18 protein-coding genes and 1 pseudogene are annotated in these 21,176 nt (G+C 71.7%); 8 read left to right on the forward strand and 11 right to left on the reverse strand.

The window, feature by feature from the left end; genetic code table 11:
• A pseudogene (locus tag ACVNF4_RS16560) lies at nucleotides 1-614 on the forward strand (HEAT repeat domain-containing protein); the annotation flags it as partial.
• A 78-nt stretch (nucleotides 615-692) separates the two neighbouring features.
• A complete protein-coding gene (locus ACVNF4_RS16565; protein ID WP_461803576.1) occupies nucleotides 693-1,130 on the forward strand; it encodes a hypothetical protein in 438 nt (145 codons plus the stop codon).
• On the opposite strand, the gene ACVNF4_RS16570 is transcribed toward ACVNF4_RS16565, so the two are convergent.
• Both ACVNF4_RS16570 and ACVNF4_RS16575 read right to left on the reverse strand, forming a co-directional pair.
• A complete protein-coding gene (locus ACVNF4_RS16570) occupies nucleotides 1,121-1,498 on the reverse strand; it encodes a bleomycin resistance protein (protein ID WP_461803577.1) in 378 nt (125 codons plus the stop codon). The two genes, ACVNF4_RS16565 and ACVNF4_RS16570, sit on opposite strands and share 10 nt — an antisense overlap.
• A gap of 29 nt (nucleotides 1,499-1,527) precedes the next feature.
• Nucleotides 1,528-2,145 (reverse strand): Rv1733c family protein, encoded by a 618-nt coding sequence (locus ACVNF4_RS16575; RefSeq protein WP_461803578.1) that lies wholly within the window; start codon nucleotides 2,143-2,145, stop codon nucleotides 1,528-1,530.
• 272 nt (nucleotides 2,146-2,417) lie between these two features.
• Between ACVNF4_RS16575 and ACVNF4_RS16580 the strand changes: the two genes are divergently transcribed.
• Entirely contained in the window at nucleotides 2,418-3,506 is a 1,089-nt protein-coding gene (locus ACVNF4_RS16580) for a WD40/YVTN/BNR-like repeat-containing protein (RefSeq protein WP_461803579.1), read from the forward strand.
• A gap of 43 nt (nucleotides 3,507-3,549) precedes the next feature.
• Here the strand turns inward: ACVNF4_RS16580 and ACVNF4_RS16585 are convergent, their stop codons facing one another.
• The 7 genes from ACVNF4_RS16585 to ACVNF4_RS16615 form a co-directional block, all read right to left on the reverse strand.
• Nucleotides 3,550-4,869: a ricin-type beta-trefoil lectin domain protein gene (locus tag ACVNF4_RS16585; RefSeq protein WP_461803593.1), complete on the reverse strand. Its 1,320-nt coding sequence runs from the start codon at nucleotides 4,867-4,869 to the stop codon at nucleotides 3,550-3,552.
• A gap of 71 nt (nucleotides 4,870-4,940) precedes the next feature.
• A complete protein-coding gene (locus ACVNF4_RS16590; protein ID WP_461803580.1) occupies nucleotides 4,941-6,917 on the reverse strand; it encodes an alpha-L-fucosidase in 1,977 nt (658 codons plus the stop codon).
• Nucleotides 6,918-6,958: 41 nt separating this feature from the next.
• Complete coding sequence (locus ACVNF4_RS16595) at nucleotides 6,959-9,364, reverse strand: ricin-type beta-trefoil lectin domain protein (RefSeq protein ID WP_461803581.1); 2,406 nt, start codon at nucleotides 9,362-9,364, stop codon at nucleotides 6,959-6,961.
• 45 nt (nucleotides 9,365-9,409) lie between these two features.
• Nucleotides 9,410-10,930, reverse strand: coding sequence for an arabinofuranosidase catalytic domain-containing protein (locus tag ACVNF4_RS16600; RefSeq protein WP_461803582.1), 1,521 nt, complete (start codon nucleotides 10,928-10,930; stop codon nucleotides 9,410-9,412).
• A gap of 28 nt (nucleotides 10,931-10,958) precedes the next feature.
• Nucleotides 10,959-12,062 carry an arabinofuranosidase catalytic domain-containing protein gene (locus ACVNF4_RS16605; RefSeq protein ID WP_461803583.1) on the reverse strand — a complete coding sequence of 368 codons (1,104 nt, stop codon included), beginning with the start codon at nucleotides 12,060-12,062 and terminating at the stop codon, nucleotides 10,959-10,961.
• Nucleotides 12,063-12,313: 251 nt separating this feature from the next.
• Complete coding sequence (locus tag ACVNF4_RS16610; RefSeq protein ID WP_461803584.1) at nucleotides 12,314-13,066, reverse strand: SGNH/GDSL hydrolase family protein; 753 nt, start codon at nucleotides 13,064-13,066, stop codon at nucleotides 12,314-12,316.
• Nucleotides 13,067-13,422: 356 nt separating this feature from the next.
• Nucleotides 13,423-14,100, reverse strand: coding sequence for a uracil-DNA glycosylase (locus tag ACVNF4_RS16615; protein ID WP_461803585.1), 678 nt, complete (start codon nucleotides 14,098-14,100; stop codon nucleotides 13,423-13,425).
• Between the two features lie 209 nt (nucleotides 14,101-14,309).
• On the opposite strand from ACVNF4_RS16615, the gene ACVNF4_RS16620 reads away from it, so the two are divergent.
• On the forward strand, nucleotides 14,310-15,221 hold the full coding sequence (locus tag ACVNF4_RS16620) for a sirohydrochlorin chelatase (protein WP_461803586.1): 912 nt from the start codon (nucleotides 14,310-14,312) through the stop codon (nucleotides 15,219-15,221).
• A 65-nt stretch (nucleotides 15,222-15,286) separates the two neighbouring features.
• On the opposite strand, the gene ACVNF4_RS16625 is transcribed toward ACVNF4_RS16620, so the two are convergent.
• Nucleotides 15,287-16,660 carry an FUSC family protein gene (locus ACVNF4_RS16625; RefSeq protein WP_461803587.1) on the reverse strand — a complete coding sequence of 458 codons (1,374 nt, stop codon included), beginning with the start codon at nucleotides 16,658-16,660 and terminating at the stop codon, nucleotides 15,287-15,289.
• Nucleotides 16,661-16,908: 248 nt separating this feature from the next.
• On the opposite strand from ACVNF4_RS16625, the gene prcB reads away from it, so the two are divergent.
• Nucleotides 16,909-17,748, forward strand: coding sequence for a proteasome subunit beta (gene prcB, locus ACVNF4_RS16630; RefSeq protein WP_461803588.1), 840 nt, complete (start codon nucleotides 16,909-16,911; stop codon nucleotides 17,746-17,748).
• Nucleotides 17,749-17,949: 201 nt separating this feature from the next.
• The gene (locus ACVNF4_RS16635; RefSeq protein ID WP_461803589.1) at nucleotides 17,950-18,426 is read left to right on the forward strand and encodes an Lrp/AsnC family transcriptional regulator; all 477 of its coding nucleotides are present in this window, start codon (nucleotides 17,950-17,952) and stop codon (nucleotides 18,424-18,426) included.
• A 248-nt stretch (nucleotides 18,427-18,674) separates the two neighbouring features.
• On the opposite strand, the gene ACVNF4_RS16640 is transcribed toward ACVNF4_RS16635, so the two are convergent.
• Entirely contained in the window at nucleotides 18,675-19,442 is a 768-nt protein-coding gene (locus tag ACVNF4_RS16640; protein WP_461803590.1) for a LysR family substrate-binding domain-containing protein, read from the reverse strand.
• 57 nt (nucleotides 19,443-19,499) lie between these two features.
• Here ACVNF4_RS16640 and ACVNF4_RS16645 point away from each other — a divergent pair, with 57 nt between their 5' ends.
• Together ACVNF4_RS16645 and ACVNF4_RS16650 are read left to right on the forward strand one after the other, a co-directional pair.
• Nucleotides 19,500-19,904 (forward strand): DUF5997 family protein, encoded by a 405-nt coding sequence (locus ACVNF4_RS16645; protein ID WP_461803591.1) that lies wholly within the window; start codon nucleotides 19,500-19,502, stop codon nucleotides 19,902-19,904.
• A gap of 255 nt (nucleotides 19,905-20,159) precedes the next feature.
• On the forward strand, nucleotides 20,160-21,176 hold a 1,017-nt coding region (locus ACVNF4_RS16650), incomplete at its 3' end, for a right-handed parallel beta-helix repeat-containing protein (protein ID WP_461803592.1).

The following is a 21,176-nucleotide window of genomic DNA, read 5'->3' on the forward strand; positions in this document are numbered from 1 at the left end:
GGGACGGGAGTGCGGTGCCGGAGGTGGTGCGGGTGGCGGGCAGCGGGGTGGCGGGGCTCGCCGAGGCGGCGTTCGGGGCGCTGGAGTCGATGGGGGCTGCCGCGCGGGAGGCGCTGCCGGTGGTACGGGAGGGGTTGAACGGGCCGCACAAGGGGGCCGCCGCAGCCGCGCTCTGGGCGATCGAGCCGGACGTCTCCCTCGCCCTCCCGGTCCTCCTCGACGAGCTGACCCGCACCCGCACTCCCGCCCTCACCGCCCACCGCCTCTCCCTCCTGGGCCCCGCGGCCCACCCTGCCCTGCCCCCGCTGAGGCAGCTGACCGAGTCCCCCGACGCGGGAGAGCGCGTCGCGGCGGCGTGCGCGATCGCCGCGGTCACCGGCGAGATCGAGAGCAGCCTGCACACGGTCCTCCGGTCCGCCTGGGAAACGCACCCCCACACGCGCGTGCACATCGCGACGACCCTGACGAACACCCCCTCCCCTCCCCTGCTCGACCTCCCGGCAGCCGAACTGGCCCGGCCCCGCCGTCACACCACCGTCCTGGGCGGGCATGGCATCGCCCGGGACGAGGAGTTGCTGAGACTCTGCCGAGGACTCACACGACACCTCTGGTGACCGGCGTGAAGTGAAGGCGCCGGGGGCCTGAGTACGCGTACTCAGGCCCCCGGCGGTCGGCTGGGGAAACCTGTACCCATGCACGCACCTGGTACGACACTCCGCGCCCTCTCAGGGGCGGCGCTCATCGGCGCCGCGCTGTCCGTGGGCGCCTGCGGATTCCTCTCCTGGACCGCACAGCGCAGCAAGCAGGTGTGCAGGACGGTCGACGGGTTCTGCTTCTCCTGGTGGCAGGTCGCCGCGTTGCCGCTCACCCTGACCACGGCGTTCGTCGTGCTGGCCGTCTTCTACAAGCGGTTGGGCATCAGGCCCCGGTCCGTGATCGTGCCCCCGACGGTCCTTCTGGGGGCGATTCCCCTCGCCGCCGCACCGAACGCCGACTGGTGGGCCGCCGCTCTCGTCGGCGCCGCGTGGTCGTCCTCCTTCGCCCTCGCCGCGTGGCCCCGCCACCGGCCCCTGGCCCTCGTGAGTTCGGCCGGGCTGCTGCTGGGGTCCCTCGTCGCCCTCTACCCCTGACGCCGCGCCAGGGGTGACCCCACGCGCAGAGCCGTGCCGTCGGCGTCGACGTACGTGAACTCCCGCAGTCCGTAAGGGGTGTCGGCGGGCTCCGAGAAGCGGCCCTCGACGCCGGACGACGTCCACTCGGTGTGGAGGGCGTCGGCGTCGCTCACGTAGAGGTAGACGACGGCACCGGTGCGCAGGGGGTCGTGCTCGGCCCACTCGGTGAGGTGGAGGGAGACCGAGCCGCGTTCGGCGAAGCCGTACCGGTCCGGGCCCTCGTAGGCGTGTGCCGAGAAACCCAGCCGGCGGTACCGGTCCAGAGCCGAGTCGAGGTCCCGGACGGGGACGACGGGTGCGACGCTCGTGAAAACGACTTCAGGCATCTGTCCAGTCTTGCACCCGGGCCCAGCCCTCAGCCGGTCTGCCGGCGCCCCCACAGCGGGTCGAAGCGGGCCCAGTCGGCGCCCCACTGGTCGAGGCGGCGGCGTTCGAGGCGGGAGCGCAGGAGGCGGCCGGTGACGAAGGGGATCGCGGCGCTGGTGGCACCGGCGAGGGTGCCGACGAGGGTGGAGCGCAGGCGTGCCTGCGAGGGGGTGGTGGGCTCGGTGACGAGGCGGCCCTGGGCGTCGGTCCAGACGTCGACGAGGGTCCCGGCGGGGCTGCCGGCGGCGACGCGGACCTGTCCGGAGTGGGGTGCGCCGTCGGGTCCCGGCCAGGTGACCTTCGTCCACAGGTGCTCGGTGCGGCTGGGCGACCGGAGTTCGGTGGACGGCGCGGCGGCGGCCTCCGTGAGGGTCCCCCGGACCGTGTGCCACTCGGCGCGCTCGCGCGCGAGGCCGCGTTCCATGCTGTCGGCGGCGGCCCACCCGGCGAGGACCCCGGTCAGCACGGCGCACGCCCACGCACCGAGCAGCACCCACGCCTCGACGACGTCGGAGCGCCGTCTGAGGGGGTTGCGCCGCCAGCGCCACAGCAGCACCTTCGGACGCCGGTCGCGCCAGCGCCACATCCCCGGACCACGGAACGCCATCGAAGGCTTCCTCCTCATGAGCACGCGAACATCCCCCGGCCCCCTTCCATACGAAGCGGGCCGCCCGGATGCTCAGGGCGAGTCCTGTGACCCGACGTTCCCACGCTCCCCGCCACCCGCGCAGGCGTCCGCCGGAATGTGGCCGAGGAGTCCGGGTCGAACCTCTGTCCGACACCTCTGACCTGCGACGACGCGGACTCCGGAGGTGACTGTCAGTGGCGGGGTGCAGACTGGCCGGTGCTGGGACAAAGACGTCGCGGAGGTGACCGGAAATGACCGAGGTACTGCTCGCCGTGGGTACCCGCAAGGGCTTGTTCATCGGGCGCAGGAGGAACGGCGCGGAGTGGGAGTTCGACGACAGTCCGTACTTCAACGCGCAGGCGATCTACTCGGTCGCCATCGACACCCGGGGCCCGAGCCCGCGCCTGCTGGCCGGCGGCGACAGCGCGCACTGGGGCCCGTCGGTCTTCCACTCGGACGACCTGGGGCGGACGTGGACGGAGCCGGCCAGCCCGGCGGTGAAGTTCCCGAAGGACACGGAGGCGTCCCTGGAGCGCGTCTGGCAGCTGCACCCGGCGGCGGCCGAACCGGGCGTGGTCTACGCGGGGACGGAACCGGCGGCGCTGTACCGCTCGGAGGACCGCGGCGAGAGCTTCGAGCTGGTCCGGCCGCTGTGGGAGCATCCGACGCGCTCGAAGTGGGTGCCGGGCGGCGGCGGTGAGGGGCTGCACACGGTCCTGACGGACGCCCGTGACCCGCGCGCGGTGACGGTCGCGGTCTCCACGGCGGGCGTGTTCCGCACGACGGACGGCGGGGCGAGCTGGGCGCCGTCCAACTCGGGTGTCTCGGCGGTGTTCCTGCCGGATCCGGACCCGGAGTTCGGGCAGTGCGTGCACAAGGTGTCGCGGGACGCGCAGGACCCGGACCGGCTGTACCTCCAGAACCACTGGGGTGTGTACCGCAGTGACGACGGGGGTGCGCACTGGAAGGACATCGGCGCGGGCCTGCCGTCCACGTTCGGTTTCGCGGTCGCCGCGCACCCGCACCGGGGCGGCACGGCGTACGTCTTCCCGATCACGGCGGACGCCGACCGGGTCCCGGCGGACCACCGCTGCCGGGTGTTCCGTACGACGGACGCGGGCGATTCCTGGGAGCCGCTCTCCGCGGGGCTCCCGCAGGACGCCCACTACGGCACGGTCCTGCGGGACGCGCTGTGCACGGACGACGCGGACCCGGCGGGCGTGTACTTCGGCAACCGCAACGGCGAGGTGTTCGCGTCGGCCGACGAGGGCGACACGTGGCGGCAGTTGGCGTCGCACCTGCCGGACGTGCTGTGTGTGCGGGCGGCGGTGGTGGGCTGAGGGGGGCCGGGTCCGCCGCCACGCGGGCCCGGCCCTCTTTACGTCAACTCTGCTGCGTCCAGCGCTGGTTCGTGCCGCCCGAGCAGCTCCACACCTGGATCTTCGTGCCGTTGGCGCTGCCCTGGCCGCTGGCGTCGAGGCAGAGCCCGGACTGCGCGGCGGTGATCGTGCCGTCGGCGTTGACGTTCCACTGCTGGTCCGGCTGCCCGGTGCAGTCGAAGATGGCCGCAGGGGTGCCGTTGGCTGCCGCCGACCCGACGCCCAGGCACTTGTTGCCGTAGACCATCAGCTGTTTGCCGGTGCTGTAGGTCCACTGCTGGTTGGTGCCGCCGTTGCAGTCCCACAGCTGGGCCTGGGTGCCGTTGGCCGTGGAGGAGCCGCCGATGTCGACGCAGCGCCCGGACTGCTGGCCGACGATCCGCCCGGTGCCGCCACCGCCACCGGGCGGCTGCTGGGTCGAGCCGAACTGGGTGAAGAACTGCCACACCGCCGCCGATGTCCAGGTCCGCCAGCCGCTGCCGCCGCCGTCGACGGGACCGGGGTCGTGCCCGCCGTCGAACGCGGCCCACACGACGGGGTATCCGGCCCGGCATCCGGAGTAGTTGGTGATGATGTGCGTCCGGCTGCCCTGGCCCGGCTCGGGCGGGTTCTGCTGGGTGCAGCCGTTGTTGCGGACGAAGGTGTTGCGCAGGTCCCGTCCGGACTGGATGGGCAGCACGTTGTCCCCGATGCCGTGCAGCCCCATGTAGGCGATGGGCTGGGTGCCGCCGTTGCAGCCGCTGAGGTTCGCGCCCGAGTAGACGGAGACCGCGCGGAAGACGTTCGCCCGGGAGCAGGCGACGGCGTACGACATGGCGCCGCCGTAGCTGAAGCCGCCGGCGAACACCTGGGTGGTGTCGACGCACAGCCCGCCCAGCAGCTGGTTGACCATGGCGTCGACGAGAGCCAGGTCCTGGCCATTGGGGTTGGCCCAGCCGTTGTTGTTGCCCTGCGGGGCGACGAAGATCGTGCCGTTGTTCGCCTGGTCCGCGAGGCGCCGCAGCCCGTAGTAGGACCAGTTGTAGCCGTCCGACCCGCCCGAGTCGACGTCGTTCGCCGTGCCGCCGAGCCAGTGGAAGCCGAAGTACAGCCGGTAGGCGCGGCTGTTGTCGTAGTTCGCCGGGATCCGCAGGATGTACGTGCGGTTCTGGCCGCCGGCCTGGATCGTGCGGGTGCCGCTCGTCAGCGTCGGGGCCTTGCCGCAGCCGGAGCTGGGCGCGGCGAGGGGCTTCTTGTCCTGCACGGGTGCGGACGCGTCGGGTGTGCTGCTGAACGCGGTGCCCGCGGCGGACACGACGAGAAGTGCCGCCGCCGCTAAGGACATCAGCAGCGGACGCCGCTTCTTGTTCTCCTTGTTCATGCTCTCCTTCTTCCGTGATCGGAGGTAGGGGTGCTTCAGACGGTGGTGACGGTCCACGCGTTGTTGCCGCTGGAGTTGGGTGTCCACAGCACCGCGGTCGAGCCGGACGTCGTGCTGCCGGCGCCGTCGAGGGCGGTGCCGGTGCCCCGGTTGACGATCTGGTAGCGGTTGTCGCCGAGGCTGCTGAGCGACCACTGCTGGTTGTCGCCGCCGTTCCACGCCTGCTGCCGGGCGGGGGCGCCGTTGGCGGAGTTGCCCCAGCTGTCGGCGGCCATGCCGTTGGTGCGGTTGACGATGCGGTAGTAGCCGTTGCCGAGGTCGACGAGCTGCCACTGGAGGTTGTTGCTGCCGTCGTAGGTCCACTGCTTGAGGTTGGATCCGGAGGCGGCGTTGCCCCCGCCGTCGAGGGCGAGTCCGCTGGTCGCGTTGGTGATCCGTACCCAGCCCGTGGCGCCGCCCGGGGCGCCCAGGACGGGGATCGCGCCGGAGAAGGTGAGTTTGACCGTGTACGCGAGGGCGCTGAACGGCGGGTTGGCCGAGGGCATGGTGAGGTGCAGTCCTGAGGCGTCCTGGACCGGTGTGGGCAGGTTGGTGTAGGTGCCGGCCGTGTTGTTCAGGAGCTGGGCGCTCGTCAGGGTGCTGAGGTTGATGCGGTTCGAGCCGAGCGTCGTGATGGTCGTCGTGGCGCCCTGCCAGCCCAGCGTGGTGGCGTAGAGGACCTTGTTGTCGCGGCTGCGGGTGAACCGGACGTCCTGCGGTTTCCCGGCGACGGGGCCGCTGAAGGAGCCGCCGCCCATCTTGGTGGGGCCCTCGCCGTAGCTGGTCCAGGCGCGGGTGGCGTAGACCGCCTCTCCGAAGCGGCCGAGCCAGTCGCCCATGGCGAGCAGGATGGACTGCTGTCCGGAGGGGATGGTGCCGTCGGCCATGGGGGCGATGTTGAGCAGCATGCTGCCGCCCTTGCTGACCCGGTCGAGCAGGGAGTGGAGCATCGCCTGCGTCGAGTAGTAGCCGATGCCGACGGTGTAGCACCAACTGGAGGAGGAGATGCTGTCGTCGGTCAGCCAGTAGGGGGTGAGCAGCCCCGCTGGGCCGCCGCGCTCGAAGTCGAAGACCTCGCCCTTGGTGTTGAAGCCGTCCTTGTAGGTGGCGACGGCGTCCTTGTTCCACGCGAGCGCCTGGTTGTAGTAGTGCGCGAGGAACTGGAGCCGGTAGGACTCCTGGACCTGGGTCAGGTTGAAGTCCTGCCAGACGAGGTCGGGCTGGTAGCCGTCGACGATCTCGGTCAGCTTGTCGTACCAGAGCTTGTTCTCGGCGGCCGTGCCCTGCTGGCCGTAGAGGATGCGCAGGGCGGGGTCCGACTGGTTCGGGACGTGGTCGTAGAAGCCGGTGAAGTGGTAGGCGTGGTGCAGGGAGGCCATGAACTTCAGGCCCTGGCCGCAGATGGCGCGCGCGTGCAGGTCCACGAGGTCGAGCCGGGGGCCGTGCTGGACGGAGTTCCACGGGTTGGCGCGGCTGTTCCACATGGAGAAGCCGTCGTGGTGCTCGGCGACCGGCCCGGCGAATCTCGCGCCCGCCGCCTTGAACAGCCTCGCCCACGCCTCGGGGTCCCAGTTGCCGCCCTGGGACACGAGTCTCGGGGCGAACTGCACGAAGTTTCCGGCCTTGTCGCGGGCGCCGTCGATGAAGTTCTGGTACGGCCAGGCCGAGGGGTCGCCGTAGGTGGCGATGTGGTGCCGGTTCTCGGACGAGCCGCCGATGTACATGTTGCGCGGGTACCACTCGTTGCCGAACGCGGGGACGCTGAAGACGCCCCAGTGGTAGTAGATGCCGAACTTGGCGTCCTGGAACCAGTCCGGGGCCGGGGGGTGCTGGTCGACGGAGGACCAGGCCGGGGTGTAGTTCGTGGGGGCGGCGGCGGCCTCGGGGGCGAATCTCAGCAGGCCGACGGCTGTGGCGGCGCCGGCCGCCGACAGCAGCCGGCGTCGGCTGAACGGCGGGGTGGAGGGGGACATGTGGGTGCCTCTCTGAGAGGGTCTACGGGGTGGTCGCCGGGTCAGTCGCGCGTCCACTTCTGCTGGCTGCCGCCACCGCAGTTCCACAGCCGCAGCAGCGTCCCGTTGGCGGTGCCGCCGCCCGTCGCGTCCAGGCACAGGCCGGACTGGTCGCCGGTGATGGTGCCGTCGGGGCGGGTCGTCCACTTCTGGTTGGCGCCGCCGGTGCAGTCCCAGATGACCACCTTGGTGCCGGGGGCGGTCGCGCCGCCGGAGGCGTCCAGGCAGGTGCTGCCGTAGACCCGCAGTTCACCGGCCGAGGTGTCCGTCCACTGCTGGTTGGCACCGCCGTTGCAGTCCCACAGGGCGACCTGGGTGCCGGTCGTGTGGGACTGTCCGGGCACGTCCACGCACCGCCCGGAGCCGACGCCGACGATGGCGCCGCTGTGGCCGCCGCCGGAGCCGCTGCCGGGGGTGATCGACAGGTTGTCGAACTGTGCCGTCTCGCCCTGGCCGGTCCCGTAGCCGATCTGCCCGGCGGCCCAGGCACGGTCGGTCACGGTGCCGACGGTGGCGCCGTCGACGGCGGCGGTGACCGTGGTGCCGTCGAAGGTGAGGGCCAGGGTGTGCCAGGTGCCGGTGCCCGGCGCCGCGACCGTTCCCCGGGCGAGGGTGGTGACGTTGCCGTCGGTGTTGGAGCTGAGGATCGACCACGCCCCGGTGTCGCTCAGCCGCAGCCGGTAGGCGTTCTGTCCGCCGGTGCGATCGTAGTCGTGCGCGCCCGCGCGGCCGAGCAGTTCGACGTACCCGGGCTGTTCGAGGAGGACGTCCGTCTTCACCGTGTAGTTGCCCCAGCCCGTGTCGCCGAGCAGGGTGTGCGGGTCGGTGAGCTTGTCCCAGGTGATCGCTTTCTGCGGGCTCATCTGGCGCACGCACTTGCCGCTGCGCCCGCCGCCGCAGGCCACGGCCTCGAAGGCGCCCTGCCAGTCCATGAGGTACTTCGCCTCGGTGCCGGTGGCGTAGCTGTCGAAGGTGTCGCTGTAGGGCAGGGCCAGCGGGCTGCGGGCGGGGCCGGTGGCGGTGCCCTTGCCCTGGCCCGTCGTGGTGGTCAGCGTGTACACGCGGCCGGGCTGCACGGTCAGGCTGAACGCGCCGCCGGACGGGGTGAGGTCGGTGGTGTGCACGAAGTGGTCGGCCGTGTTGCCCGACCTGAGGTCGGTGGACCAGACGTGGACGGTCCCGGTGGACAGCCCTCCGGTGACGTTGAAGTTCAGCGTCTGCGCGCCGCCCGCGTCCACCGTCTCGATGACCGTCGACCAGTCGGAGTTGTTCGGCGACTTCAGCGAGACGTAGCTCCCGTTGTTCCGGTTCCCGTCGAGGTATCCGCTGGAGGCGTCGAGGTAGCGCCACCCCGGGGCGGTGAACTGGCTGGTGTGCGCCATCACCCAGGCGTTCTTGCCGACCGAGTAGGCGCCGGACCACGGCTGCGAGGCGAGCGCCAGCCCCATGGTGGGATACGGCAGGTTGGGGGTGAGCGCGGCGACGACGGGCCAGTTCAGGTAGGAGGTCATCCGGCCGTCGACGTACCCGCGGTTGATCCCGCGCGCCATGGCCTGCGCTCCCCCGTTGTAGTCGTCGGAGCCGTTCTCACTGGCCCACAGCTGCTTGCCGGTGGACGTGGCGGACGATGGCACCGTGCACGACGTCTGCGCGGAGCGGTAGCCGCACGGGTAGTGCGTGCCGACGACGCTGACGGCGGCGGCGAACGCCTGGTTGGAGTTGATGTCGCTTGCGACGTTCCAGTCCGAGTCGGCCGCGACGATCTTCACGCCGCTGTAGCCGTTGCTGTTGAGCGCGGCGCGCAGTTGCACGTACCAGTTGACGTTGTAGCCCCGCTCGTTCCAGCCGCCGAGGTAGTCGATGGCCAGCCCGTGCTGTTTGGCGCAGCCCAGCCACGAGACGAGGTAGTTGATCGTGTCGGTGGACCAGAAGTTGCCGCCGCCGATCCAGCCGGGCGCACCCCAGGCGAGCCCGTACAGCTTGATGGCGGGGTTGCGCGCTCTGGCCTGTTCCATGAGCCACCACTCGTATCCCCGGCCGCAGTTGAGGTCGGACCGGGTGTGCTGGTGGCTGGGTTCGGCGCCCGAGGTGGAGTTGGTGTCGCCGCCGATCTCCGCCTTGAGGATCTGGAGGGAGGCGCCGTAGCCGGGTTTGAACAGGTAGTCGAGGACCTGTCCGCGCTGGGGTTCGGGATAGTCGATCAGGAGTCTGCTGTTGCCGCCTCCGCCGCTGATCGCGCCGACCCCGTCGAAGACCCGGCCGCCGGACGTGCCGTTGACGGTGAGGGAGGTGGCGGCGTGCGCGGGCAGGGCCGTGGACCCCACGAGGCCGCCGGCGGCCAGGACGAGGCCCGTGAGCACGGCCGTCGAGCCGCGCAGGCGGCGCAGCAGCCGTCCGAATGCTGACACGGTGTGTTCCTTTCACAGGTCGGGGGGCGCCCGTGGGGGGGCGGGTCAGTGCGTGCGGCTGGACGTCGCGAGCTGGAACTTCTGGTTGGAGCCGCCGGAGCAGGTCCACAGCTGGAGCGGCGTGCCGTTGGCGGTGGCGGCCCCGGTGACGTCCAGGCACAGGCCCGACTGGGCGCCGGTGACGGTGCCGTCGGCGTTCTGTGTCCACTGCTGGTTGGGCTGGCCGTTGCAGGTCCAGACGATGGCCTTGGTGCCGGAGGTGGTGCCCCGCCCGGAGGCGTCCAGGCAGAGGCGGCCGGTGCCGGAGTAGACGGTGAGTTCGCGGGCCGGAGTCTGTGTCCAGGTCTGGTTCGCGGCGCCGGTGCAGTCCCGGATCTGGGTCTGCGTCCCCGGTGTCGTGGAACTGCCGGGCACCTCCACGCACTTGCCCGCGCCGACCGCGCGCAGGGCGCCTGTCGTACCGCCTCCGCCGCCTGAGCCCGCCCCGTATCCGGCGGCGGTGATCGCGGCCTGGACGGCGTTCTCGGTGGCGTCGGAGGGGTAGCCCGACGTGACGGCGCCCTCGAAGAACTCGCCGACGCCGTTGGGGCTGTTGTCGCCGCCGGTGCCGAGCAGGATCGAGCTGTCGACCTTCATCGGCGAGTACCCGTTCGGCAGGGGGCCGGAGAAGGTGGTGGTCAGGCCGCCGCTCGCGCCGTTGCCGTACTTGAGGGTGAAGTTGGTGGTGCCGTTGTTCTTCAGCCACGCGCTGACGAACGGGTAGTGCACACCGGAGTTGGCCGGGTCCTTGTTGGAGCCGGTGTTCGTGTGGAACATGCCGTTCTCCAGGTCGGCCTCGACCCAGGGGCCGCTGCCGGTGCAGCCGTTGAACCAGCAGGCGGTGCCCCAGTAGATGGCGTTCATGGTGGCGTTGCCGGTGTCGGTGTGGGAGTTCTCGCCGCTGCCGTAGTCGAAGCAGCACCACTGGTTGGTGTAGTTCGACGACGTCACCATGTAGACGCCCTCGGGCTGGGCCCCGGTGGGGACGCCGCGCGCGTGGTCGATGCGGTAGCCGACGCCCTGGTTGACCTTGACGCCGAAGACCTGGTGCCCGGCGGCGGTCACGGGCAGCGCCATCGCGTCCGCGCCGACGTCGGCGCCGTTCGGTCCCGGCCCTTTCCAGTAGCCGCCCCAGGAGATCGGCATGTCGTTGTGCTGGGCGCTCTGGTCGTAGATCTTCGTGATCGTGCACGACGTGCCCGCGCAGAACGACACCTGGGAGGCGGCGTCCGCGTACCCGCCGGGGGCGAGCACCCCGATGTCGCGGTAGGTGTGGTCGGAGGCCCGCTGGATCTGGTAGAGCGGCCCGTTGTAGGACGCGAAGAGCGCTCTGGTGGTGGCGTGGGCGGTCACGCACGGCGTCCCGCCGGCGGCGTACAGGTCGCAGGGGAGCGACACGTCCGCCGTGGCGGCGGGCGGGGCGGTCGCGGACGCCGGTGCGCCGAGCGCCGCCACGGTCATCGCCAGGACGAGGAGGAGCACGTGCGGCCATCGCCTGCGTGGGCGGTCGCCTGCTGGTACGGGCATGGGAGCCCCCTTCGGGGTGCGGACGGTGTCAGCGGTAGCCGGCCGCGGTGATGTTGGTCTGGACGGCGTTGTCGGTCGCGTCCGACGGGTAGCCGGCGACGATCGCGCCCTCGTAGAAGGTGCCGGCGCTCAGGTTGGCGCCGCCGTCGGGCTTGCAGCAGTCGCCGCCGCTGCCCAGGACGATGGCGCCCTGTTTGCGCATCGGGCTGTACCCGCCCGGCAGCGCGCCGTCCCACAGGGTGGTGAGGCTGCCGGACTGGGCGTCGCCGCCCTTGAGGGCGAACCTCGACGTGCCGTTGTTCTTCAGCATCGCGGTGACGAACTTGCCGGTGAACGCCCGCTGTTTCGGGTTCCAGGACTTGCTGCCACCGGGGAACAGGCCCCATTCGAGGTCGGCCTGCACCCAGGGCCCGCGGCCCGCGCAGCCGCCGAACCAGCACTGGGTGCCGAAGTTGATGGCGTCCATGGCTCCGGCGGCGTCGGCCTTGCGGGTCGTCTCGCTGTTGCCGTAGTCGAAGCAGCAGCCGCTGTTGACGTGGGTGCCGCTGGTGACCATGTAGGCCCCCTCGGGCGCGGCGCCGGTGGGCACGCCCGTCAGGTGGCCGTCCCGCCAGTAGCTGTTGCCGGGGTTGATGTACAGGGAGTACGCCTTGGTGCCCCCGGCCGTCAGCGCCTCGGACGTGGCCTTCGCGGGGCTGCTCCGGGGTGATCCCGGGACCTGGGCCGAACCCTGGTACCAGAGGTCGTTGCCGCGTCCGGACTGGTCGCGGACGACCGTGATCACGCACGAGGTGCCCGCGCAGAACGTGTCCTGCGCCGCCGCGTCGGCGTAGCCGCCTGGTGCCCGTACGCCGATGTCCCGGGTGGCGTTGTCCGAGGAGCGTCTGACCTGGTAGAGCGAGCCGCCGTAGGAGCCGTAGAGCGCCCGGACGGTGCTGTGCGCGGCGACGCACGGGGTGCCGCCGGCGGCGTAGAGGTCGCAGGGTCCCGTTCCGGCGGCGGGCCGCGTGGTCGGCCAGGCCGGTGCGGTCGCCGACATCGCTGTCAGCAGGGCCGTGGCGCACAGGGCGGCGATCGCCGGCAGGGGTGGCCTTCGGCGGGAGGTGCGGGGTGGAGCGGATGGGGGCTGCATTCTGTTCCTCGACATCTGTGGAGAAGGCGACAGAGAGTGCCGTGACGGTCCGCAGGGAGCCCTGAGACATCCCATGTCTCCTAGTGGTCCCACGCCCTCCGCGCCCTGTCAATACACATGTGTCGCCGCGTCAGAAACTTGATTCATCCCTTGTATTCGCTGGTCAGACCGGTGTGCGGGCACGCCGGGACCCGCGTCCGGCAGCGGCTGCCGGGCCGGACGCGGGGTGGTTCAGGGGCGGTCGAAGGGCGTCAGCGGCTCACCGCGTCCAGCGCTCGCACGGCCGCCGGCGGCCTGATCCAGCCCGCCGCGTCCGCGGCCCTGACGCCGGCCCGGAAGGCGTCCGCCATCTTCCGGTAGCCGTTGTCGTTGGGGTGCAGGGCGTCGGCGAGGTCCCGGGTGTTCAGCGCGCCCATGTCCACCAGGGCCACATGCTTCCCGGCGGCCTGCTGGGCCCGGACGATGCCGGGGATCTGGGCGTTGAACCCGGGCCGATGGGTCTCCTCACCCGGGCTGGTGGAGACGATGACGGTGCCGACGAGGACGGTCGCCTGGGGGGCGGCGCGGGTGATCCGGTCGATGAGCGCGCGCAGCCGGTCGGGGGCGGTCGGGATCTGGTAGTTGCCGTTCAGGTCGTTGGTGCCGATCTCCAGGGTGACCACGTTCGGCCGGTACCGGCCGAGCACGGAGTCCGCGATGCCGGTGATCTGGTCGATCCGCCAGCCGGAGTGGCCCTCGTTGTCCGGGTCGGCCATGGTGCCGTTGCGGCCCGACCCGACGAAATCGAGGGCATGCCCGTCGGACCTCAGCTGGTCCCACAGGTATCCCCGGTAGCCGTTCCCGGACGGGCTCGCGTAACCCCAGGTGATCGAGTCCCCGAGCGGCATCAGCCGCAGGGCGGTGGGCGGGGCGGCGGTGGTGGTGGCCGCCGACGCGGGCACGGCCGCGCCGATGCCGAAGACGGCCGCCAGGGTCACGGCCACGCAGGACAGGTGCTTTCTCATCATCGTTCCTCACTGGTGCGGGACAGTGGGTGGGGTGAACGGTGGTGCGAGTGCCGGTCAGCGGGGCATACCGCTTCTGATCATGCGCATGCCAATCACATATTCAGATGTGGGGTCGAACCGGTTGCGCCGTCGCCGCGGGAGTGGCGCTGACCATTCAAGAAGCGCAAGGAGTGCCGTGTTTCGCCGCAAGATTGCGGAAAGGTCTCGAAGGGAGACGCTGCTCCCGCGCTGACGCACTGTCAAGACTGTGGAGGCATTCACTGCCAACCTTGTCGCGGAATCGGTTCGACGACCCGGATTCCGGCGGGCAGGCGCCGAGCGGCGGACCCCCCGGCCCGCCGCTCCCGGCCGTCCTACGGCAGTCGCCAGTCCACCGGCGCGGCACCCTGCCCGACCAGCAGATCGTTCGCCCGGCTGAACGGACGCGAACCGAAGAAACCCCGGTCCGCCGACATGGGAGAGGGGTGCGCCGACTCGATCGCCGGGAGGTTCCCCAGCAGTGGCCGCAGATTGCGCGCGTCACGCCCCCACAGGATGGACACGAGCGGCTTGCCCCGCGCCGCCAGTGCCCGGATCGCCTGCTCCGTCACCGCTTCCCAGCCCTTGTCGCGGTGCGCGCCCGGCTTGCGCGGGGCGGTGGTGAGCGCCCTGTTGAGCAGCAGCACACCCTGCCGGGTCCACGGCGTCAGATCGCCGTTCGAGGGCCTCGCCGCCCCCAGGTCGGTGTGCATCTCCCGGAAGATGTTCTCCAGGCTTCCCGGCAGCGAACGCACCTCGGGCGCCACCGCGAAGCTCAGCCCGATCGCCATCCCCGGCGTGGGGTAGGGGTCCTGACCGACGATCAGGACGCGGACGTCGTCGAAGGGCTGCTGGAACGCCCGCAGGACGTTCGCCCCCGCCGGCAGATACGTCCTGCCCGCCGCTATCTCGGCCCGGAGGAAGTCGCCCATCGCGGCGATCCGTTCGGCCACGGGTTCCAGGGCCTTCGCCCAGCCCGCCTCAACAAGTTCGTCCAAAGGTCGTCGTGCCACAACCCGTCACCCTACTGGCAGACACCGACAGCCCGGCACGGACCAGGGGACTTCTCCCCGGGAACACCCTCCCACCAGGACAACTCGTCAAAAAATCACGCCGATCACGCCTGATCCCCACGTAACTCATCAGACAAATCCGGACGGATACCGTTCACCTGCACCCTCCCCGAACGGAGGAGCCCAGGAAACCAGTAACATGCGGCGCCATGAGCTCCCCCACTGGGCCCGCGTCCGGCCTGCCCGTACGAATGCCGCGCCCCCGTCAGCCCGGTCGGCACCGCCGACCCGAGCCCCTGGCGGCTCCCGAGGGCGCACCCGCGCTCGTCCTCGCGGTGCCGGGCACGCCCGGCGAAGCCACCAGGGGCCTCGCCGAGGAGATCGTGAGCATCGCCCGCTCCGAGCTGCCCGGCCTCGACGCGCGCATCGGGTACCTGGACGGGGACGACACCGAGTACCCGACCCTCCAGGCGATCCTCGCGCACGCCGCCGACGAGCGCACGGCGCGCTACGAGCAGGCGCTCGCCGCCGGGCTCGACGTCAAGCAGCCCGACGGGCCCGTCGCCGTCGTCGTGCCGCTGCTGGCCGGGCCGGACAGCGCGCTGCTGCGGCAGGTGCGGCAGGCCGTGATGGAGAGCAAGGTCGCCGCCGACCTCACCGACGTCCTCGGGCCGCACCCGCTGCTCGCGGAGGCGCTGCACGTGCGACTGTCCGAGGCGGGCCTCGCCCGTGCGGACCGGGCGCGCCTGTTCACCGTCGCGACCGCCGCGGACGGGATCATCCTCGCGTCCGTCGGCGGGGACGAGGCGGTACAGGCCGCCGGGATCACCGGCATGCTGCTCGCCGCGCGGCTCGCCGTGCCGGTGATGGCCGCGGCGCTGGACCAGGAAGGGTCCATCGCGTCCGTCGCCGAGCAACTGCGAGGCTCCGGGTCCCAGCAGCTCGCTCTCGCGCCGTACCTCATCGGGCCCGAGATCGACTCCGTCGTGGTCGAGGAGGCGGCGAAGGAGGTCGACTGCGCGGCTGCGGAGGCGCTGGGGCCGTACCCGGCGATCGGGAAGCTGGCGTTGGCCAAGTACACGACGGCTCTGGGGATCGCGCAGGCACCTGCGGTGCGTTAGCCGGGGGGCCGGGGAGGCTGCATGTCCGGAGGGTCCGTTTCCCTTGTGGGGGCGGGCCCTTTCGCCTATTGGGGTGCCGCTACGGGTTGTCCGGCGGGTGCGGGTGCGTGGTGGTTGCTCGCGCCCCGCGGCGGAGCCGCATGTTGATACAGTCCCGCGCCCCTGAAGGGCGTCGCCTGACGCGAGTCGGATTGGTCCGTCAGTCTTCTGATGTCCTTGGCGCACTCGTCCAGGGCCGTCAGGATGTGCCTCGCTCGCTGCTTGCGTGCACGCATCGGGTTCAGCGGGTGGAGCAGAGGGGCCACTGACATGCGGACCCGAGGCAGGAGTGTCTCCAGCTCAGCCGCCCTTGCCGCCGGGTCGGCGTGTTCGTCGCCTTCCGTGGTCTCCCGCACCCATGCCTGGGCCGCGTGCAGTGCCCGGCCGATCCATTCGTCCGTCACCCTGTTCGTCGTGATCGGGAGGACGAAGAGGACCGCCAGGGTCGCGGCCACGGCACCCAGGGCTGTTTCCGCCAGGCGGAGGGCGAGGAGGTCGGGGGTCAGGATGCCCAGGGCGCCGTAGAGGAGTTCTGCCAGCAGGGTCACCCACAGCATCATCCACGTGTACGAGACAGCCGCCGTGTAGAAGATCCCGAAAACGGCCGCTGTGAGGCCGAGGGCCGTCGGCACCGGTGCGCCGTTGATCGGGACGGCTATCAGCAGGCCCAGGGCGATGCCCGCGACCGTGCCCAGGACCCGGCGGAAGCCTCGGACCAGGGTTTCGCCTCGGGACGTGGTGTTGACGAAGATCCACCAGGTGGCGCCGACGGCCCAGTACCAGCGCTCCGGGGAGAGGGCCTGGCCGGCGAGGAGGGCGAGGGCGGCGGCGGTGGTGGCCTGGACGGACTGGCGGGAGGTGATGCGGGCCAGGCCGGGGACGGGGACGGCGGGCGGTGCGGGGAGGGCGCGTTCGTAGCACCAGAGGCCGAAGCGGACGGTGGACGCGGAGGCGAGGGCGAGCAGGACGGCGGCGTACAGCTCGGGGAGGTGCGCCGGGGTCGTCCGCAGGACCAGGGTGATGAAGAACGCCATGAAGGCGAAGACGCCGAGGGCGTGGCCGCGCGGGCCCCAGCGGCGGGCGTACACGCCGGCGCCGATGATCGCGAGGAAGGCGAGGGCGCGGGTGAGGGGGCGGTCGTGGACGGCGGCGGCGAGCGTGAGCACCGGGAGTCCGACGACGGGCAGCAGCGCGGTCGTGACGGCCTGACCCCGCACGCTTGCGTCCGTCACGGTGAACAGGGCGAGGAGCGCCGCGAGGCCGCCGGTGACGGCGGCGACGAGCGAGTGCCCGGCGACGGCGCAGGCCACGACCGCGAGCCCGATGCCGAGGACGGCCCGCGACGCGGCGCGCAGCCGCATCCGCCCCGGATCCGGAGCCGTGAACACCTTCCTCAGCACGTGGCACCCACCCCTTCGCCCCTCCCGGGCATGAGAAAGGCGCCGCGGGTCTCCGCAGCGCCATCGACGCACTCATCAGACCATCTGCGGCCCTTCTGGCTCAAGTGACCCCGAATAGGGTGGGCCATTGGTCCAGCCGAATGTTTCGGTACTGGTCCAAGGTGGGGCCAACGGACCATCGGGACGCCCGGGGCATACGGGGACGGCGGGTCGGGTAGGCCGAATCCGACCCGACCGAAAGGGACCCCATGAACCACCAGTCCGGCGGCGCTCTGCCGTCCGCGTTCACGGCCACCGGATCGTCGTCCTTCTTGGACTTCCTCGACGCGCAGGCCCCCGAACTGCTGCCCTCGCGCCGCACGCTCCCCCCGACGCCGGGTTTCGAGGCGCCACACGGCACGACGATCGTCGCCGCGACCTACGCGGACGGTGTGCTGCTGGCGGGCGACCGGCGGGCCACGATGGGCAACGTGATCGCGAACCGCGAGGTCGAGAAGGTGTTCCCGGCCGACGAGTACTCGGCGGTGGCCATCGCCGGCACGCTCGGCTTCGCGATCGAGCTGGTCCGGCTCTTCCAGCTGGAGCTGGAGCACTACGAGAAGATCGAGGGCACCGCCCTGTCCCTCGACGGCAAGGCCAACCGCCTCACCACCATGGTGCGCGGCAACCTGGGCATGGCCATGCAGGGCCTCGCGGTGGTGCCGGTCTTCGCGGGGTACGACGTCGACCGGGGCGAGGGCCGGATCTTCACCTACGACGTGACCGGCGGGCGTTCCGAGGAGTCCTCCGGCTTCGCCGCGACCGGCTCCGGTTCGGTGTACGCACGTGGTTCCCTGAAGAAGCTGTACCGGCCGGGCATGAGCGAGCGCGACGCGGTCACCGCAGTCGTCCAAGCCCTCTACGACGCCGCCGACGACGACTCCGCCACCGGCGGCCCCGACCTCTCCCGCCGCCTCTTCCCCCTCGTCTCCCTCGTCACCGCCGACGGCTTCCGGCTGCTGGACTCCGAGGAGGTCGCGGAGGTGTCGCGGACCGTGGTGAACGGACGGCACGAATCACCGGACGGGCCTCGGGCGCCGGTGCTCTGAGGGGGTGGCGAGGCTCCGGGGGCGGTGGGCTCGGACGCAGGGTTCTGAGCAGGTCGCGGGGCGTGAGCCGCAAGCGGCGGGCTGGCGGGCTGGCGGGCTGGCGGGCTGGCGGGGACAGAGTTCACGTCGCCCCGGAGGCCCCCCGACTGGGCCATTGGTACAGTCGGCGGCGATCATCAAGGCACCGGGAAGGCCGGCGGTATGGCGGTGGACGAGCTCGACACGCGCATCCTGCGGCTGCTGCTGGAGCAGCCCCGGACCAGTGTGCGGGAGTACGCGCGGATCCTCGGGGTCGCCCGGGGCACGCTCCAGGCGCGGCTCGACCGGCTGGAGCGGGACGGGGTGATCACCGGCACCGGTCCCTCCCTCTCCCCCGCCGCCCTGGGCCATCCGGTCCTCGCGTTCGTCCACATCGAGGTCACCCAGGGCCACCTCGACGACGTCGGCGACGCGCTGGCCGCCGTACCGGAGATCGTCGAGGCGTTCTCCATCACGGGCGGCGGCGATCTCCTGACCCGTGTGGTCGCCCGCGACAACCTCCACCTGGAGGACGTCATCCAGAAGCTGATCAGCGTCCCGGGCGTGGTCCGCACCCGCACGGAGGTCGCCCTGCGCGAGCGGGTGCCGTACCGGTTGCTGCCGCTGGTGGAGTCGGTGGGGCGCGCGGCGGCGAGGTAGGCATGGATGGCGTGCGGGGCGAGGCCGTTCCCGACGCATGCGTCCGCGTCGGCGTCACCGCGTTCCCCTGCCTTCCGGCCCCTCCCTTCACGGCGGTTGAGGGGAGGCCGCCGCATCTCGCCCTGGGCGGTGGGGAGTTCGCGCCGCTCTTCGAGGGGGTCGAGGGTCCGTTCCGGCGGGTTGCCGGGGGCGCCGGACGGGGAAACGGTCGCCGCCACGCAGCCCGCGCCATACGTGTCCCGGTGCCGTTACTTCCGGCGGCGGGGTTTGGGGCTCGCGGTCTTCCGGGCGAGCTTCTTGCCCCCGCCGGCCGCACCCTTCGCCGATGTACCCCTCACCGCCGCCCCCTTCGCCGTCGGCTTCCGTACCGGCGTCTTCCTCGCCGTCGGCTTCTCCTCCGGCTTCGTCCTGCCCCGCGTGCTGTTGGCGGTGCGACCTCGGACCACGCCGATGAAGTCGTCCACGAGGTCGGTCGTGGCCTCCTCCGGCCAGGAGAGGGCGACGGTGGAGCGGGGGGCGTCGGTGACGGTGCGGTAGGTGAGGTCGCGGCGGTGGTGGAGGCGGGCGAGGGACTGCGGGGTGATGAGGACGCCGATGCCGGCGGCGACGAGGTCGATGGCGTCGGCGGTGGTCTCGGGGCGCTCGAAGGCGGGTTCGCCGGGGAGTTCGGCCCAGTCGAAGACGTCGTCCATCGGGTGGATGACGGTCTCCTCGGCGAGGTCGGCGAGGGTGATCTCCTCGGCGGCGGTGACGAGGTGGTCCTTGGGGACGACCGCGACGGTCGTCTCCTCGTAGAGGGGGATCGCGCTGAACACCGTACGGTCGACCGGAAGCCGCACGAGCCCCGCGTCCGCCGTACCCGAACGCAGGACGTCGGACGCCTCGACGGAGGTCACCTGGAGCAGGTCCAGCGGAACCTGCGGATACCGCTCGCCCCAGATCCGCGCCCACTTGGCGGGGGTCGCACCGGGTACATAGGCGAGCCGAAAGCTGGGGGAATCCGCCGAGTCAGTCACGCCGCAAGGTTACCGGCTGTGGTCGGACCTCTGTCCGGTGGCGGATACCCTGGGCGTATGAAGTCGCACCAGACCGCCCAGACGTTGAAGCCCGCCACCGCGGCGAAGAAGCTGGGCGTGTACCTCCCCGCCACCCCTGCCGAATTCAAGGAGGGTGTCGTCTCCCGTGCCGAGCTGACCGAGCTCCAGGAGAACCCTCCGCAGTGGTTGCGGGAGCTGCGGCTGACTGGTCCGCACCCGCGTCCGGTGGTGGCCGCCCGGCTGGGTGTGTCGATCGCCGGGCTGGCGCGGGGTGGTGTCACGGAGGCGTTGACGACCGCCGAGATCGAGGCGCTGCGCGAGGAGTCGCCGGAGTGGCTGGAGAAGGAGCGGGCCACACAGGCGGAGGTCCGCAAGGAGGCGGCGCGCATCAAGAAGCGTGACGCGGACCGGGCGGCGCGGACGGGGCGGGAGCGCGACTGAGTGGGCCTGTTCTTCTGACCGAGCCTTGGGTGTGTCGCGGGGCGTCGGTGCTGTCGCTGCGGCGTCCGGGGCGATAGATGTGCCGTCGTGCGAAATCTTCCTTTTCTTCCCCGGTTCTCCGCTGGCCTTCTCCCTCCTCGCCGGGCGCTCGCCCGGTGGTGTCTGGCGGCTGTCGTGGCGCTGGGCGCGGTGGGGTGTTCGGGGGGCGGTGACGAGGGGGTCCGGGGGTCCGGGAGCGGGGGGACGGCGGCTGTCGTGCGGGTGCCGCAGGACGCGCCGTCGGTGCGGCGGGCCGTCGAGCTGGTGCGGGCCGGGGGGCTCGTGCTGGTGTCTCCGGGGGTGTACCGGGAGTCCGTGACGGTGGCGAAGCCCCGGGTCGTGCTGCGCGGCACGGACCGGGGCGGGGTCGTGATCGACGGGGAGTTCAAGCGGTCCAACGGGGTCACGGTGACCGGCGCGGGCTCGGTCGTCGAGAACCTCACCGTGCGCAACCACCTCGCGAACGGCGTCCTGTTCACCGGCGTGACCGACGAGCGGCTCCAGGCGGGCCGGGCCGGGGGTTCGGCGTACGACCCGCTGGACACGGTCAAGTTCCCGCCGCTGCACGGGTTCCGGGCGTCCTATGTGACGGCGTACAACAACGCCCTGTACGGGATCTACGCGTTCGACGCGCGCGCGGGGGTGATCGAGCGGTCGTACGCGTCGGGGCAGGCGGACTCGGGGATCTACGTCGGCCAGTGCCGGCCGTGCGACACGGTCGTGCGGGACAACGTGGTCGAGCACAACGCGGTCGGTCTGGAGGTGACGAACGCCTCGGAGCGGCTGTACCTGCTGGGCAACAGGGCGTCGCGCAACCGGGTCGGGCTGACGCTGAACTCCAACGACCTGGAGGCGCTGGGCCCGCAGCACGGCGCGGTGGTCGCGGGGAACGCGTTCACCGACAACAACGACGCGCGCAGCCCTGAGCAGGCGGACGGCGGTTTCGGGATCGGGATCGGGTCGGGGGGCGGCCGGCAGAACGTCGTGGAACGGAATCTGGTGACCGGCAACCGGGCGGCGGGTGTGGTGCTGGCCGACGTGCAGGGGTATCCGGCGCGGGACAACTCGGTGCGGGACAACCGGGTGTCGGGCAACGGGGCCGATCTGGTGCTGGCGACGGGGAACGCGGGCGGGAACTGTTTCGCGCGCAACGGGGAGTCGCGCAGGAGTCCGGGACTGCTGCCGGGGGCGGAGCTGTGCGGGGCTCCGGCGCCGACGGCCGCCGCCGCGCCC

This window comes from Streptomyces sp. S6 (genome assembly GCF_054880855.1).